This is a genomic window from Enterococcus sp. AZ163 (assembly GCF_050498925.1).
Taxonomy (GTDB): Bacteria; Bacillota; Bacilli; order Lactobacillales; family Enterococcaceae; genus Enterococcus_A; species Enterococcus_A ferrettii.
Map to the genome: position 1 here is coordinate 3,492,551 of NZ_JBIPAO010000001.1, position 17,184 is coordinate 3,509,734.

General features: G+C 40.6%; 14 protein-coding genes and 1 other annotated feature. Of the genes, 2 read left to right on the forward strand and 12 right to left on the reverse strand.

The genetic code is table 11. The features are described from left to right. Window positions 1–10 precede the first annotated feature (10 nt). Window positions 11–622, forward strand: a complete 612-nt coding sequence (locus IGI46_RS16800) for a DUF1349 domain-containing protein (RefSeq protein ID WP_429964108.1) — start codon at window positions 11–13, stop codon at window positions 620–622. Between the two features lie 324 nt (window positions 623–946). Here IGI46_RS16800 and IGI46_RS16805 read toward each other — a convergent pair whose 3' ends face one another. Together IGI46_RS16805 and IGI46_RS16810 are read right to left on the reverse strand one after the other, a co-directional pair. Then, window positions 947–3,328, reverse strand: a complete 2,382-nt coding sequence (locus tag IGI46_RS16805; RefSeq protein WP_429964109.1) for a DNA translocase FtsK — start codon at window positions 3,326–3,328, stop codon at window positions 947–949. 148 nt (window positions 3,329–3,476) lie between these two features. Continuing rightward, window positions 3,477–4,304, reverse strand: coding sequence for a transporter substrate-binding domain-containing protein (locus IGI46_RS16810; protein WP_429964987.1), 828 nt, complete (start codon window positions 4,302–4,304; stop codon window positions 3,477–3,479). Between the two features lie 126 nt (window positions 4,305–4,430). On the opposite strand from IGI46_RS16810, the gene IGI46_RS16815 reads away from it, so the two are divergent. After that, window positions 4,431–5,426 (forward strand): IS30 family transposase, encoded by a 996-nt coding sequence (locus IGI46_RS16815; RefSeq protein WP_429973856.1) that lies wholly within the window; start codon window positions 4,431–4,433, stop codon window positions 5,424–5,426. A gap of 50 nt (window positions 5,427–5,476) precedes the next feature. Here the strand turns inward: IGI46_RS16815 and IGI46_RS16820 are convergent, their stop codons facing one another. From IGI46_RS16820 to IGI46_RS16865, 10 genes are all read right to left on the reverse strand, one after another. Continuing rightward, a complete protein-coding gene (locus IGI46_RS16820) occupies window positions 5,477–6,310 on the reverse strand; it encodes an amino acid ABC transporter substrate-binding protein (protein ID WP_429964110.1) in 834 nt (277 codons plus the stop codon). 46 nt (window positions 6,311–6,356) lie between these two features. Then, window positions 6,357–6,992, reverse strand: a complete 636-nt coding sequence (locus tag IGI46_RS16825) for an amino acid ABC transporter ATP-binding protein (protein WP_207701127.1) — start codon at window positions 6,990–6,992, stop codon at window positions 6,357–6,359. Window positions 6,993–7,014: 22 nt separating this feature from the next. Next, window positions 7,015–7,656 carry an amino acid ABC transporter permease gene (locus IGI46_RS16830; RefSeq protein ID WP_207701126.1) on the reverse strand — a complete coding sequence of 214 codons (642 nt, stop codon included), beginning with the start codon at window positions 7,654–7,656 and terminating at the stop codon, window positions 7,015–7,017. Window positions 7,657–7,816: 160 nt separating this feature from the next. After that, window positions 7,817–8,043, reverse strand: a binding site (T-box leader). Window positions 8,044–8,122: 79 nt separating this feature from the next. Beyond that, the gene (locus IGI46_RS16835; protein WP_429964111.1) at window positions 8,123–9,211 is read right to left on the reverse strand and encodes a DUF871 domain-containing protein; all 1,089 of its coding nucleotides are present in this window, start codon (window positions 9,209–9,211) and stop codon (window positions 8,123–8,125) included. Window positions 9,212–9,228: 17 nt separating this feature from the next. Then, window positions 9,229–10,617, reverse strand: coding sequence for a glycoside hydrolase family 1 protein (locus IGI46_RS16840; RefSeq protein WP_429964112.1), 1,389 nt, complete (start codon window positions 10,615–10,617; stop codon window positions 9,229–9,231). A 387-nt stretch (window positions 10,618–11,004) separates the two neighbouring features. Next, a complete protein-coding gene (locus IGI46_RS16845) occupies window positions 11,005–12,264 on the reverse strand; it encodes a PTS sugar transporter subunit IIC (RefSeq protein ID WP_429964113.1) in 1,260 nt (419 codons plus the stop codon). Between the two features lie 194 nt (window positions 12,265–12,458). Beyond that, a complete protein-coding gene (locus IGI46_RS16850) occupies window positions 12,459–13,601 on the reverse strand; it encodes a GNAT family N-acetyltransferase (RefSeq protein ID WP_429964114.1) in 1,143 nt (380 codons plus the stop codon). 11 nt (window positions 13,602–13,612) lie between these two features. Continuing rightward, the gene (locus IGI46_RS16855; RefSeq protein WP_010759742.1) at window positions 13,613–13,942 is read right to left on the reverse strand and encodes a PTS lactose/cellobiose transporter subunit IIA; all 330 of its coding nucleotides are present in this window, start codon (window positions 13,940–13,942) and stop codon (window positions 13,613–13,615) included. Between the two features lie 15 nt (window positions 13,943–13,957). Continuing rightward, complete coding sequence (locus IGI46_RS16860; protein ID WP_207701121.1) at window positions 13,958–14,278, reverse strand: PTS sugar transporter subunit IIB; 321 nt, start codon at window positions 14,276–14,278, stop codon at window positions 13,958–13,960. 123 nt (window positions 14,279–14,401) lie between these two features. After that, window positions 14,402–17,077 carry a sigma 54-interacting transcriptional regulator gene (locus tag IGI46_RS16865; RefSeq protein WP_429964115.1) on the reverse strand — a complete coding sequence of 892 codons (2,676 nt, stop codon included), beginning with the start codon at window positions 17,075–17,077 and terminating at the stop codon, window positions 14,402–14,404. Between the last annotated feature and the right edge of the window lie 107 nt (window positions 17,078–17,184).

Here is a 17,184-nt window from a genome sequence, read left to right on the forward strand (position 1 = left end):
GGGAAACTTGATGGAATTTTCTTTAGATAAACTAATTTGGACGCGAAAACCTGTAAATTTTTCAATTCAGGAAAACAAAATTGACATTATTACTGATCCTCATACCGATTTATGGCAAAGAACCTATTATCATTTCAGAAATGACAGCGCCCCGATTCTGCAAATGGCTACGCAGGAGAACTATTTCTCTTTTGTTGTCAAAACAATTTTTGATAGCCAGCACCGTTTTGATCAATGTGGTGTGGTGGTCTATTTGGACAGTGAGAATTGGTTGAAGGGATCGATTGAGTATGAAAATGAAGAGTTTCAGCGTTTAGGAAGTGTCGTAACGAATCAGGGCTATTCTGATTGGGCAACTACTTCAATTGATGCCTCAATCAAATCTATGTGGTATCGCTTAAGTCGGCGAGACAGCGATTTTTGTATTGAATGTTCTCAAGACGGCATCCATTTTCAACAAATTAGGATTTGTCATTTACGGGAAGCGAAGGATGACATTCGGTTTGGTATCTATGCTTGCAGCCCAGAGAATTCTTCATTCAAAGCAAGTTTTACTCAGTTACAAATGCTGGAGTGTCAGTGGCCCGCTCATGATGGACAAGCACCTGATGAAAACCATTAATTTTACCAAGCCAAAGCTTAACCTTTGAGCTTGGCTTTTTTTGTGTTTGTTTTATTGATTGAGAGCTTAATTTAAGACAGTCTTTTTTAGTGTCGAAAATCCGCTCTGTTTCCGCAAGGTGATCGTTTTCTTTCTAACTGACATCGACAAACGGTTAAACATCGTACCATTCACACCAGCCTTACTCATAGACGACTTCGCAGATAACAATCTAATAATTTCGCTGTTATGATAAAGCTGCATAGCTCAATCGTTTATTGCTAGACCTTAATCAATCAGAATCAAAAAAATATCTTTCCAAAGCTAGGAAAGATATTTTTTCTATTAGTATTCAGTTGTCTCTTCTGGTTCTTCTTCTGTCTTCTGCAGATACACCTCTCGCGGCTTGCTTCCAACAGAAGGTCCAATAACTTTATTGTCCTCTAATTCATCAACGATTCGGGCAGCCCGATTATAGCCGATTCGGAAACGCCGCTGCAGCAGAGATATGCTTGCAGTCTGCATTTCTACCACTAAAGCTTTCGCCTCTTCGTATAAATCGTCCTGTGGAACTTCTGAAGGTGAGGAAGTAGTTTCTTCAGTAGGCATCATTTTTTCTTCATAATGAGCTTCCTGCTGATCAGAAACAAATGCCACAATTTCCTCTACTTCGTGGTCAGAGATGAATGCCCCTTGCACACGAATCGGTTTGTTCTCACCCATTGGCAGGAACAACATATCCCCACGACCTAAGAGCTTTTCAGCACCATTGCTGTCAATAATCGTTCGGGAGTCCGTTCCGCTGGAAACAGCAAAGGCAATTCGTGATGGTACATTGGCTTTGATGATTCCGGTAATGACATCGACACTTGGCCGTTGCGTCGCCAGAATCATATGAATGCCGGCGGCCCGCGCCATTTGGGCTAAACGGGTAATGGCATCCTCCACCTCATTACTTGCTACCATCATTAAATCAGCCAATTCATCGACAATAACAACAATAAATGGAAGGATTGGACGATTTTGTCCATCTTCTAAATTCTTTTGAATGACCAGCTCATTAAAGCCCGTAATGTTCCGTACACCCGTTGCGGCAAACTTCTCATAACGTTCTTCCATTTCCTGCACAACTTTATGCAAGGCCTGCGACGCTTTTCGAGGATTCGTAACAACCGGCGTTAACAAATGGGGAATGCCATTGTAGACATTCAGTTCAACCATTTTCGGATCAATCATCATCATTTTTACTTCATTCGGTTTTGCCCGCATTAATACACTAGTAATAATGCCATTGATAGCCACAGACTTTCCGCTGCCCGTTGATCCAGCAATCAATAAGTGAGGCATCTTAGTCAAATCAGCCGTTCGAACCATTCCTGAAATGTCGCGTCCTAAAGGAACCTCCAGCAGCTTATCTGGATGGTTTGGTTGCGATTCAATGATATCGCGGAAGGACACAGTGCTAATAGTACTGTTAGGCACTTCTATCCCAATTAAGGATTTACCTGGAATTGGTGCCTCCATCCGTACATCCTTAGCAGCTAAAGCTAAGGCAATATCATCTGTTAAGTTGACGATTTTGCTTACCTTGACCCCAACAGCTGGTTGAATTTCAAATTTAGTAACTGACGGTCCCAGACTGGCCTTGACCACTTTCGCTTCCACGCCAAAGCTTTCAAAGGTTTTTTCGAGAATTTTGATATTGTTTTCAATCTTCTTGTATTCATCACTTTGATCAGCAGCAGGTATAGAATCCAGCAAGGACGATGGCGGCAATTGATAATCGTGGTCCTCAGGCTCCGCACTGATTTCAAATTCCAAGTCGCCCACATCTGCTTCTTCAATTTCTTCAACTGGATCTGGCATCTTTTTTTTCGGTTCAGCATTGGCCTGGTAAGCTTCGATTGGCACCAAAGTCATTTGTTCCGGTCCATTCTCCACCGGCTCTAAGTTTTCCTTCGCCAATTTTTCTCCTGGTGTTAACGGTCGAACTTGATTGCGCTCTTTTTCTGCTTGTCGTTCTTTAGCAGCTGCTTCTTTTTCCGCTTTTTGTTTGGCCTTCAAAGCTTGTCGTTCTTCTCGTTTGGCTGTTCGTTCAGCTTTCTTCTCATCGGATTCTGTCAGCTTTTGTTGAATCGTATCCATTGAGTGACTTAAGAAATCTGACACCTGGGCAAAGTCCAGCATACTGAACAGATAAACGCCTAACACCAACATTAAAGTGGCAATAATGTAACTGCCTACCTGAGAGACTAGAAAATGAGTCAAACTATAAATTCCGCCACCCAGCATCCCGCCACCAACATTTTGAGTAACTTGATTACCGAGAAAATCCGTCATCAGCAATTCCCAAGTCGTCTTCAAGACGTTAGGATTCTGACTTTGGACATTCGCAAACAATCGCGCATGAAGGATTACCAAGATACCTATGTAAAATACGCCGAGTCCTGCCCAGCGTCGGCCTTTGGAGAACTTCAGCTTCGTGTTTTTGACTACGAGCAGCAGCCCATAAAGACCCAACAATAAGGCTAAAAATTGATACGTATTGCCGCCGATCATTCGAAGAACATTGGCGATCAAATTACCCAAAAAGCCTAAGCTAAATAAAGAGAAAACTGCAAACAGAATAAAAATGAGACCAATAATAATGACTAATCGTTGCTCCTGCAGTTGTTTTTGTTTTTTGGTTGTCTTTCTTTTTTTCTTTGTACGCTTTTTCTGCGCCATTTTATCCCTCTTTTCACTTGTTCCATTATACAAAAAAAAAGAGGCGAACAAAAGTTTTGTTTGCCTCTTTTTTTTACTTCTTCATCTTTTCACGCTATTTAGTCAGAAAAGTAGTCTTGACTAATCGAATCAAGGTGTCTTTTATCCCTTATTTGTCTGGAATTTCCCAAGCCGTCCCAAACCATTTTTCCGAAATTTCAGCATACCGGCCATCTTCTTCCAATTTTTCAAAGCCTTGGTTCAGTTTTTCGACTAGCGCCTTGTCACCTTTGCGAGCACCTACTGCAAAGCTGTCACCTTGGAAACCGGGACTGAATAGATTAAAATCAGCCATTTTATCATTTTGCTTCAAATAGTATTCGGCATAGATAACTGAAACTAAGATGCCATCCAGCCGTCCATTTTCCAAATCCATAAAGGCTTCATTGAAGCTGGCATACTGAATAGCATCTTTGTCCTTAACTAAGTCCTTTAAGTATTCTGGATTCTTCAAGAAGGACTCATAGCTGGAAGAACTTTCCTGTGTACCCAAAATTTTCCCCTTCATTTGTTCACGATCCGTAATACCGCTATCCTTGCGAGTTAAAATAATGTGTTCATTTGTCGCATAAGGCTTCGTAAAAATCACTTTTTTCTCCCGGGCCTTGGTTACTGAGTAACCATTCCAAATCAAATCAATCGTACCGTTATCTAATTCATTTTCCTTCATGGACCAGTCAATAGCCTGAAAGGTTGGCTCAATTCCGTAATCTTTACAAATCGCTTTAGCCAAATCAATATCAAAGCCGACTGTTTTTCCATCCTCATCTTTGAAACCTAGCGGAACAAAGGTATCATCTAATCCAATGGTAATCTTTTTTGACTCTTCGATTTTTTTCCAACTGTCGTCACCGCTGACCTCTTTTTCCCCACAAGCGGCTAATCCTAATGCTAAAACCAATCCCATCATCCCTACAACCCATTTTTTCATTGTAATTCCCCCATTTTCTTGTATTTTAGAGTCTTGAATTTACAATTTAAGTGCAACACATAAAAAATGACTCATAACGAATTTCCAACTAGAATAGGTCTGTCGAAGAACACTATCAGGAGGAATTCAATTATGAGCCACTACACCCATCTTACCATAGTCGAGCGAGAAAGGATTTTTCTGCTCCATGAAAATGGCTGTTCTCTTAGAGAGATTGGTTCTGACATCCATCGAAGCCAATCGACAATCTCTCGTGAACTGAGTAGAAATAGTGAAAAAGAATACTCACCTTCCCATGCGAATAAGAAATATAAAGTACGCAGAAAAAATTGTGGACGACATAAAATCCTAGATGATTCACGGATTTGGTCAATCGTCCGCCGGTTATTTGTCGATCTTCAATGGTCGCCAGAAGAGATTTCTAATCGATTAGCTTATGAGCAAGCCGATTTTCACATCAGTTTTGTGACGATTTATCGGGCAATTTATAATGGAACGTTTGACATCACTCCATTGTCTAAAGGAAATCGCGGTTTAGTTCGTTCTTTACGTCATAGAGGAGAAACGCGTCATACTAAGAACCATACAGAAACTCGTGGGAAAATCCGAATCACTCACTCTATTCACGACCGTCCTGAAACTGCTGAAAAACGGAGTGAAATTGGGCATTGGGAAGCTGATACAGTGGCTGGGAAAACAGGAGGTGCTTGTTTAGTGACGCTAACTGACCGGAAATCTCGTTTTCTTATAGCAGGGAAAGCACTCAAGAAAAATTCTCTTTACGTTTGCGAAAAGATGACAGAACTATTTAATACTGTTGATAGAGAGCTTGTCAAAACCATCACTCCAGATAGAGGAAAAGAATTTTCTAAACACTTCGATGTCACCCAGTCTTTGGAAGGCGTTCCGTTTTATTTTCCTGATCCTCATGCGCCATGGCAACGCGGAACGAATGAAAATACGAATGGATTGATTAGGGAATATCTACCGAAAACAAAAGAAATGGATACCGTGGAAGATACAACGATCTATCGAATGGTTGAAAAACTAAATAGCAGACCAAAAAAATGTTTAGGTTGGAAGACACCTTATGAAGTCTTCTTCAATAAAGTGTTGCACTTGATTTGACAATTCGCCGTATAAAAAATAGGCGAACAAATTCGCTCGCCTATATTCACTTATTCTTTAGGAATACTCCATTCTTCACCAAACCATTTTTCGGAAATTTCACCATATTTTCCATCTTCTTGCAGCTTGTCTAAGGCTTCATTGATTTTGTTAACCAATTCAGTGTCGTCTTTACGAGCACCTACAGCAAAGTTTTCGTTGTTAAAGCCTGCATTAAAAACGGTGAAATTATCCGTTTTGCCTGCCTGCTTCAAGTAATAATCTGCATATACTCTGTCAATCAATAAACCATCAATACGTCCGCTTTCAAGGTCAATAAAGGCTTCATTGAAGCTGGCATACAAGGTAGCATCGTTTGTATCAACCAAGTCCTTCAATTTTTCTGGCTCATTGTTGAAGGCTTCGTAACCAGATGAGCCTTCCTGTGCACCTAATATTTTGCCTTTTAGATCTTCATCCTTCGTAATTCCACTGTCTTTTTTCGCAACGATCACTTGTTCATTTTTAGCATACGGTTTTGAAAATGCTACTTTCTTTTCGCGAGCTTTTGTCATCGTATAACCATTCCAAATCAAATCAATGGTTCCATTGTCTAATTCGTTTTCCTTCATAGACCAGTCAATCGATTGGAAGGTTGGCTTAATTCCATACTGTTCAAAGACCGCGTTAGCTAAGTCAATATCAAAACCGACTGTTGTCCCATCTTCATCCTTAAAGCCCATCGGTACAAAGGTATCATCTAATCCAATGGTAATTTTCTTTGATTCCTCGATCTGTTTCCACGAGTTGCCATCTGACGCAGCGTCGTCTTTATTGCCACAAGCCCCCAAAGCCACTACGGTTAATACTGCTGCTGCTCCCACTACAAATTTTTTCAATTTCATCCTTACTTCCTCCTTGATTTAAGCTTGGTTTTATTTGTAATTTACATTAACTAATTGGTTCAACCTTCAATAATTTATCTGCGATATTTTCCGCGAAAACCAAATCGTGAGTAACGACAATTTGAGTAACGCCATCACTCTTTAATTCCAAAATTAGACTTTCTACCTGTTGGCGCAAGGCTGGATCTAATGCACTGGTCGGTTCATCGTAGGCCAACACTTTAGGATTCATAGCCATTGCTCGAGCGATAGCCAACCGCTGTTTTTGCCCACCCGATAGTTGGAAAGGGTAGCTGTTTAACAGCTCTTCAATTCCCAGCAGGTTGGCAAGATTTTCTGCTTTGCTAGTGTAAGTTTCCTTGTCTTGTTTTAAAACAAGTCTTGGTCCAATGGTGATGTTGTCCATCACATTTAAATGTGGGAACAGCTGAAAGTCTTGGAATACCACACCGACAACTTGTTCTGTTTGTTTGTCGGCTGCTGGATTAAACGGTTCGCCGTCCAACAGAAAAGTTCCGCTATCTGCTTTTTCCAAACCTGCTAAAGTCCGAAGCAGCGTCGTTTTCCCACCGCCAGAAGGTCCAACGATAGCAAGAATTTGCCCATCTGGAATCACTAGGTCTAGATTATTGATAACTTTTTTATTGCCAAATGATTTATTGACATTTTTTAATTCAATCATGTAGATTCTCCTCTTTCACATATTAGCGATAGTAGTTTAGACGATTTTCCAATTGCTTCATAACTACCGTTGTAATTCCAGTCATTACTAGATAAATCAACGCAACTCCTAACAACGGCAATAAAGTGGTGTCTCGTTCCATCGCAATTTTTCCAGCCCGCATTACATCAGATAAACCTAAGATGTAGACTAGCGAAGTATCTTTAACCAGATTGATTACTTCATTACCGACAGAGGGTAAAACAATTTTTACTACCTGTGGAATAATGATACGGGTAATGGTTTGAAACGGAGTCAGTCCCAAAACTCGTGATGCTTCGTATTGACCTAACGGAATCGATTGAATCCCGCCACGGAAAATTTCAGCATAATAAGCGGCATAGTTTAAAACAAATGCGAACAGTGCTGCTTCAAAGCGGTCAAATACGATTCCTACCAGCGGCAGACCGTAAAAAACAAAAATCAATTGCAGCAGCAGCGGGGTTCCCCGCATAATCCAAACGTAGAGCTGTAAAATCCATTTTATCGGAGTGATCCGACTAGATAGCCCAAAGGAAAGTAAAATCCCTAACGGCAGTGATCCAACAATCGTGTATAAAAATAATTTCAATGTTGTACTAGCTCCGGTTAATAATTGCGGCATAACTTCGATTAAATAATTCATCCTGCATGTTCCTCCCTAAAATAAAAAAAGTCCCCTGGCTGTTTGCCAGAGGACGTCATTGAACGTGGTTCCACCTCTTGTTTGCTTTCCTTTTACAGAAAAAGCCTCTTCGGGTCAATGCCAGCTTGGTGAAATAAAAAAAGTCCTTTAGTCATAATGACTAAAGGACGTAAGTTACGCGGTTCCACCTTTTTTCATTGCTGTCTCACGACAAGCAATCTCCACTGGTCAAATTGACCACAGCTGTAACGGGCCCTCCCGGACTAGCCTACTTGCTTCAACTAGTCGACTCAAAGATGTGGTTCACAACTAACTGCTGTCTCTTTCCACCTGCCAGAGACTCTCTAGAAGCAACTTACCTGCTACTCTTCTTTTCATTGTCGTTTGATTAAGTTGTTTTTACTTTACACCGGGGCCAAGGGTTTGTCAACTAGAAAATTTCATCAATTTCTAATTTACGCTGCCTTTATTTAGGAACAAACTGAAATTTTACCCATGGACGCAGGAACTCCAGCATAATTAATTCGTCTTGCGGAACTCTGCCGACTAGGTTTTTTCGATCATCGCTATGCGGTTCTAGGATGATTTGCAGCTCATTTTTGTATTTACCGAATTTATCGTTGCCGATCACCACATCCCCAACTTGGAACTCCTGCTCATTATCATGAGGCGCATTCGCAACGTCACTGTAGTTCACTCGAACTTGTGTCGACCGAACCATAGAAGCTGTAATATCTCCGCGACGGAAATGCTTGTCGTAGTTGATAATCTTCTTTTCTACCTCATTAATTTCTGGAACCAATTCGACACTTAGACTTAGTTTGTAGCGGTCAATCGCGGCTACCTTTGCTAACTCTTCATCGGAGGCGTAAGCATTGCCAATAATCACTGTATCGATTAATCCAGTAGCAAACATATGACGAGCTTGTAAATCAATTGGCAGATGACGATGCATTTCTAAAGTTGGCAACCCGTCATTCACATCCCAAGGACCATACTGTGCCGCTGAACTTGTTACAAAAGCCGCTGTCTTGATGCCCTGGCGTTTAAAGCGCTCGCTGCAGGAAATAAAGAAATCGTATGGCAAGGCCGAACCGCTTTGCGGATAAAAATTATGACAGCCATACAAAAATGGTTTGTTGGCTTCATAAGATAAAATATTCTCCAAGTAAGCGACATTGTTGCTCATATTCAGTTCAATCGCCAGTCCTTCTGGATTAAATGTTAACATCGCTTCTTTGTTGCCATCAAAGCCTTCATCTAAACGAATACCTTCTGCTCCTAATTCTGCGAAAAAGCTTAGGTCATCATAGGAGATTTCCAGCTCATCGAAAATGGAAGGTGCGATATCCAAAACGGTCTCGAATTCCAGCTCTTTGGCATAGCCAATGATTCCTTGGAATTTTTCACGAACCTTATCTTTGCCGTCGGTTACCTCCAGCATGCTCATAAAGATGCGGGTATAGCCAAGATCTGCCGCTTTTTTTAAATACTGACGATCCTCCTGCGGATTGCTATGATCGGGATAAATTGATACACCTAGTTCTCTTTTCATGTGGTGCCTCCTTGGGTTTAATCTTTTAAGCCATTTTGTTCAGCAACTTGTTTGAACCAATGACCAGATTTTTTTACAGTTTTGATTTGCGTATGAATATCGTTGGAAATAAATCCATAACGATTTTTGTAGGCATTCAACCAAGACCAGCAGTCAATTGGTGTCCACATATGGTACCCAAAGCATTTTGAACCTTCTTCGATTCCCTTATGCAGCCACTCTAAATGCTCTTGGACAAAATCAATTCGATAATCATCCTCAATCATGCCTTCTGCATTCTTAAAGCGGTTCTCGTTGGAAACCCCCATCCCATTCTCTGATACATACCATGGAATATTTTTGTAATTATCGCGAATATTCACGGCAATATCATACAAGGCTTTGGGATAAATTTCCCAGCCGCGATCAAGGTTAACCCGTCGCCCCGGCATGTCATAAGCATCATAGTAACGGTCTGGCATCCATGATCCCACAGAATTCGGTGCAACATCGGGAGACTTCACTCGATTCGGATGATAGAAATTCACACCTAAGAAATCTACAGTATTTTCTTTCAAAATTAGTTTTTCTTCGTCAGTACTTTCCCATAATACATTGTCTTTAGTTAATAGTTCTTCCAATTCAGCTGGGAAATGTCCGTAAACAGCTGGTTCAAGAAACATCTTATTATTCCAAAGTTCCGCAATCCGTGCAGCTTCTTGATCTTCTTCGCTGTTTGAAGCGGCGTAGGTTGGAGTCAAATTCAAAATTGTTCCAATTTGTGCATCTGCAATTGCCAGCTCACGAAAGGCTTTGATGGCTTTCGCAGAAGCAAGATTTAAATTGTAGGCCACTTGGACTGCTTTTTTACCATCAACTATATTAGGATAATGGAATTGGAAAAGATATTCCCCCTCAACTACTACCATTGGTTCATTGTGAGTTGCCCAGTATTTCACTCGGTCGCCAAACAATTCAAAACAACGCTTAGCAAAACCTACGTATAAATCCACTACTTTTTTCGATTCCCAACCGCCATATTTATCAAACAGTTCGACTGGCAAATCGAAATGATGTAAGTTCATGACCGGTGTCATGCCTTCATCCAGCATCGTATTGATCACATCATTGTAATAACGAACAGCGTCTTCATTAACTGTATTGGTTTCCAAATCATCAATTAATCGACTCCACTGAATGCTGGTACGCATACTGTTCATGCCGATAGAGCGCATCATTTGGATATCTTCTTTGTAGCTGTTGTAAAAGTTCGATGCAGTATCTGGTCCTACTTGATTATAGAAAACTTCTGGTTCAATCTCATAATGATAATCGAATACATTGGCATGTTTTTTGTTAAAGCGGCCTTCGCTTTGTGGTCCTGAGGTGGCTGCTCCCCACCAAAAATTTGTTGGAAATTGTTTCATGGTTTTCTCCTGACTATATGAAAAGTTTTTGTTGTGCTACTAAAGATTATACACAAAGGTTTTTCATTTATTGACTTTGTGAGAGTACTTTTAGTTGATTAATTTTTTGAACTTGTAAGCATATGTGTAAATAGCGAACTGTTGAATACTCACTTACTTTGTTAGATAAAAAAGTCTAGCTGCTTTTCGTCTGTTAATAACTACAAAAAGCGTTGTGATGCTATCTTATTTGCAAGGTATTGATTTTTCGTACGCATCCTTTTTCACTATAATGATTCAATTATTTGCTTGCCTATTGCTTAATGCCTTTTCCCTATGGAATCTGGGAAAAGCAGCATTAGGAAAAAGGACTCAAGAATCCATTGATCCTTGAATCCTTTCTTTGACTTATTGTGCTGCTTCGCGTTTTAGTTCTTGTTTGGTAGAAAGCATTACGAAAGGTACATACATAACGATTGAGATTGCTAAGTTTACTGCTGCTAATACCGCACCTGAGATACTTTGTGTTGCCAAGAATCCACCTAAGATTGGTGGTGTTACCCATGGCGGCATAACAGTTGCTGGCGGCACTAAACCAAATTTAGTTGCAAAGTAGGCAGTCGTTACACAGACCATCGGCGTTAGGATAAATGGAATGAACATAATTGGGTTCAATACTAATGGCAAACCGAACATTAATGGCTCATTGATGTTGAATACACCTGGAGCTGCTGCCAAGTTGTTTACTACCATGAAGGCTTTATGTTTACGTCCTACTAAATAAATTGCGATAATCAAACCAAGTGTTACCCCAGTACCACCCATGTTAACGAATGAATCGATGAATGGTTTGTTTACGATATAAGGAGCTGCTTTACCTGCGCTAAGTGCTGCCATGTTTGCTTCGATTGCTGGTGCATTGATTGCTTGCATGAATGGGTCGATCATGTTGGCACCGTGTAAACCGAAGAACCATAAGAATGGTGTAATGAAAGCAATTAGTAAAGCTGAGCCGTAAGAGTTTGCCAAGCCCATGAATGGTTCTTGTACCATTGCATAGAAAGCAGCAAACATATCTTCAACACCAAAACCAGCGATAACTGCTGCTACTAAACCGAATAAAGAAATTGTAATCATTGCTGGGAACAACGCTGCAAATGATTTAGCTACTGCAGGTGGAACACCATCAGGCATTTTTACCACTAGTTTAGGGTTACCCAATAGGCGACGGAATAACTCAGTAACAACGATTGCTACGATTAAAGCGACGAATAATCCAGTAGAGTTCATACCACTAGTAGCTGCACCTAGTGTAAAGAAGCAAGCCACTGAAACAACACCAGTTGAAACACCATCTTTGCCGTAGCTGTTCGCCAAGTTATAAGCAACTAGAAAAGCAATAAAGACAGATAAAACACCGAAAGTTCCGTTCCAAACGCCTCCGCCGAATCCTTTCCAAGATTCACCACCGAAGATGCCGTCCATAAAGTTTCCGAACGCTGGAATGGTCAACGATAAGTTGTTGATCATTACGGCTAATGCACCTAAAATCATTAATGGCATTGTTACCATGAAAGAGTCACGAATTGCTACTAAGTGTCGCTGCGCCCCGATTTTAGACGCAATCGGGATAAAGCGTCTTTCCATAAAATTAATAAATCCATCCATTTTCAAATTCCTCCTAGTTCGTTAATAATGTAATCATTTTTCTTCTAGAAAAATGAATTTGATTCTCACCACGCATACCATCCAACTAGACATTTCTGTTTCTTACTAGCGACCAATTCATGCTTTGATTGCTCTTTTTTTCTGACTGCCAAAAGTTGGACTGGCATCCTATTCCGTTAGTAATGCAGTTATTTCTAAAAATAATCGTAAAATGATTGCTTGCCTTGTGGGAAAACAGTCATCATCTTTTGATTCGTTACTTCAAACTTGTCTAAGAAACAACCTTCCTGCAGAGATAAATCACCTAACAACAGCTCTGTCCAGGAATGAATCGTTCCTCGCACATCGGCCTGTTTGCCTTCAACTTTTTGACATTGTTTCCCAGTTACTTGCCATTGCCCTACATTCCAAGGACATTGTCGATCTTCGGTTACCTCCACAATGATTGTCTTTGCATCAATTGGTAAATGACGAAATAATTGCGGAAAATTGATGATCCGACTCATCATATAAGGTTTAATTGAGATTTCTAACGTCTCCTGTTCAGAAAAGAACTCTTCCAAACGTTCATAGACTGGTCCGGCATAACTAAACCGAGCGAAGGATGACACATGTGCTTTCATATACGTTAGTAATTTTCTTAAGGCAAAACTGCTTAGGTAGGCAAATTCATCTACCAAAAACGTATCACCTTGCAAACGATAGATCAGGTATCCTTGCGGCTGGTGATTTTGGTCGAAACATACAGCGTAAAATCGATGAGGATAATACTCCTGCAGTCGTTCCCACCACCATTCTTCTCGCACAACCGTACCAACCTGTCCCTTCAGAGCTTGCTGATAGATTGTTAGAATCTGTGGTTTCATTTCCTGCCAGGTCCCTCGTTGAACCTCGCCAGCTTTTTCACTGACTACATAGTTAAATGCTGCTGCAGGAATATGATAATGCTTTTGTTTACTGGTGTTTTCATAGCCAAACTGCCGATAAAAACCTTGAGAAAACGGCGCCAGCTGAGAAATGACCACGTCATTTTCATACAAATCGGTCAGTATTTCCTGCATTAGCTCAGAAACACCGCCGCTTCCGCGAAATTCAGGATAACTGGCTACATACCCGATACCCGACATCGGCACGGTTCCTTCGAAAACCTTGGCTTGAAAATGATTGCTCATTACCAAGCTGCTTAACTGTTCCTGGTGGAATGTGCCAAAACAATCTGCATGGTGATAACGGGAGAGGAATAATGGCTCTCCTATAATTGGCTGCTTTTTATTAAAAGCATATTCAATTAATTCCGTTATCGCTTGCAAGGCTGCTTGATTTTGCGGCAGCTTCACGTGATCATCTCCTACTCATCAGCAAGGCGTTGATAGATATCGACTACTTCTTTTGCTAAATCATTGAATGTAATACTTGTCATTAAGTGGTCCTGACTATGGACTGCTAATAATGTTACAGTCATTGGATCGCCGCTGGCTTCTTTAGTTAGTAAACCTGTTTGTGCATGGTGGGCCTCAATCAATGCTTCATCTGCAGAAGCCAGTTTTTCTCTTGCTAAATCGAAATCATTCTTTTTAGCAGCTTGAATGGCTTCCATCGCGCTGCTTTTGGCATCACCGGAATTCATGATTAAGCCCATAACAGCTTCTAATTGTTCTTGGTTCATTACGTCGCTCATCTTGACAACCCCTTCTTATTGATCCATCAAAGCGATCGCTGTATTCAAGACATTTTCACCGTTCATCATGCCGTAGTCTTTCATGTCGATAACTTCTAATGGGATATTTTTGCCAGCCAATTTTTCTTCAAATTGCGGTTTCATAAAACGAACTTGCGGTCCTAATAATAGAACATTTACTGGGTTTTCTGTATCATTTAATTTTCCATCAGCCTCTGAAGCAGATACTGCAAAGATATCAGCTTCCATTCCGCGTTCTTCAGCTGCTTTTTCCATCTTAGTAACCAATAAGCTGGTGCTCATTCCTGCGGAACAAACTAACATAATTCTTTTCATGATAAAACACTCCTTAAAATTTTTTTATTTTCACTTTTATATAATGCAATTGCCGTGCCAACTTTTTTCTTGCATGGAGCTTGCTATGATAAGGTTTTCAACTTACACACAAAAAAACTAGAATTACACACTGTGCAATTCTAGTTCAATACTATTATCTAAAAGAGTTTTTATTATATACGCTTTGTCGTCATCTGTTAATTGAACGCCAAATTGTTCTTCGATTGGTTTTAACTGCAATGTAACCTCCGCAAACATTGAAATGTTTTGCTGACGATAGCTTTCGACTTCTTTAAACAAAGGACGCGGCAGCTTTTTTTTTATCTTATCGACTAAAAAGGCAATATGGATCATCAACCCCTGCAGGACATTTGTATCAATGATTAAGCCACGACTTTTACGAATGCGTTGAATCGCTTCTTCTGTTGCGAAAAATAACTCACTAACAGCAATTTCTGGCGCAAAGTCATCTGTTAAGGACTCCACCATCTCCGGTAATGAAATGTTCGTGCCCAAGATATCTTGAAATTCCAAAATCTTTTGGCGATTGAACAAATTCAGAGCAGGTATAAAAGGAATCTTTTGATAGTGGATTTCCATCGTGCCGATAATCGCAGCAATTTCTTTGTGGGTAATGAGCTGATCAATCCGATGCTTAAAGCTTTCCCGCTCCAATGACTGCATCTGAATAACTTCAAACTCATTCACATTCACCAATTGAGAGACGACCTGATTCAACCGCTTCGATACCCCTTCACCAGTAAAGCAGGCCACAATAATTACACGTTTGCCCTCTTTAGGGGCGGGCTCTTCCAATTGAATCATATTCGTAAATACAGTAATTACACTGTGGTAAATGTCTTCCAAAGAACGACCTAGAGTCGCCAGACGCAGACTTTCCAATACTATCATGGTACTCGCCATGGAAATAACCTTCGTTCGAATACCCATTTCGTGATAGATCAGATTCCCAAAGTTATTGGGCGAACCCATATCTGTCAGTAAAATGATTCCTTCCGAAAAACGTTCTTTTTCAGTTGCAATGTAATTGCGAATGGTCGCATACATTTCCTCTGTTTTTACAGTCAGAGGCATATTGAAGGCAATACCGTCCTTGGTTCCCAGCAAGTCTTGAGCTGTTTCCAGCATACTGGAGGCCGTTGATTTGCCATGCATCACCACGATCACCGAAACCTGACGTTCATCAGGATGTTTGTCCTCACTAATTTCCATTGTGAGAAACATGGTGATGAAGCCAATCTCATCTAGCGGAATCAAAATATTGTATTCTTCCTCAATGCGACCTGATAGTTCGATGGCCAACTGGAATTCCTTCGAATATTTTTTTCGAATTTCATTTAAATTCGGATGTGGAATGATTTGATCGGTTTTGATTCTTTCTATAGTAGAGTTCAGGTGCAAAGCAAAAGCAAAACGGACCTTCTCATCATAATCTCTCCGCAATTTTTCTGAAGCAGTCTCGTACAGCTCATTCGTCAAACGCCACAGATCATCAGGAATAATTTCTCGGTACGCATTTGTATGGGAAAGTTCTTCCACATAGGTTTCAAAATACTGATCCACATCGTTAGAAATCAGCTCCTCCAAATCAATTTCAGTTAGATTTTCTTGATTTAAAGTATCTAATTTATCAGTAATGGAATGATAGACTTCCATGCTTTTAGCCGGATCCTGTCCCCAGACAACTTCTTCCGTGCCGGGTTTAAAGCTCATGTAAAGATTCTTTTTATCCAAGAAGGGACCTAAGTCAGGCTGTTCCTTCATCTTTAACAAACCTTTATGAACATTTATTGGCAGGTCTTCTTCGGTGATCATCAGCTTTTCTAAATCACTGGTGGTTTGATAGTGTAGAAATGCTTTAGCACAAACTAGCTTTAGATCTCGCTTCAGCTGACCGATATTTCCTTCAGCTGTGTATAATAGAAATCCCAGCAAGCTGCGCTTATCAATCGCAATTTCTTCCATTAAACGGTTGGCTTCCTGTTGCAGAAATTCCTTAATGATGGCTAGCCGTTCATCTAACGAGCGATCTGCTAGTGAAGGCAATTCGATTTGCATGGGAATTCGGCGATTGAAGGTGGATAAAAAGGTGGAGCTGGTTTCGGTTGTTGCTCCTAAAATCTGAACAGAAGCTGTTTTTTCTTGGCTGTCTCCCAAGGGACGGAAAATACCTTTGTCGATAAAGGTGAATAGCATTTCTTGTCCTTCAGGGGGTAAACGATGGATTTCATCTAAGAAGAGAATCCCTCCATCAGCCTGCGCCATTAAGCCCTCGCGACTTTCGTCAGCACCGGTAAAGGCACCACGCTTCACACCAAAAACGTGGCCAAATAGTAGTTGGGGATTCTGGGCGTAATCTGCACAGTTAAAGGTAATAAAGGGTGCACTAGCATCCAACACACCCGAGGAAACAGCAAAACGGTACATACACTCAGCAAACATCGTTTTCCCAGTTCCCGTTTCACCAAAAATAATCGTGTGCAGTCCGCGAGGCGGATATAAGATGGCAGCTTTTGATTTTTGAATCTGGCTTTTTAAGGATTCCTCTCGGCCGATTAAATTATCAAAAGTAATATGGTTTTCGGTAGATTGGACAACGAATTGGAATTTAACAGGACGCCCATCAATTTTTCTCACCAAACCGTCTTTAGTCAGCTCATTTAAATAACGACTGATATTGGTTCGGTCCATTGACATCTTGTCAGCAAGTTCTTGGGCAGTCATCTCACGCTTTTGTTCTTTCAAAAGGTCTAACACTTCGTCTTTTCTTGCTTTCATTCGAGCACCTCCTAGAAAGAAGTGGTATAAACCAATGCCTATTATACCGCTTTTTTAGTGAAATAACCAGAGGTTGACCAAAATATAGAAATCGATTACAAAATTAT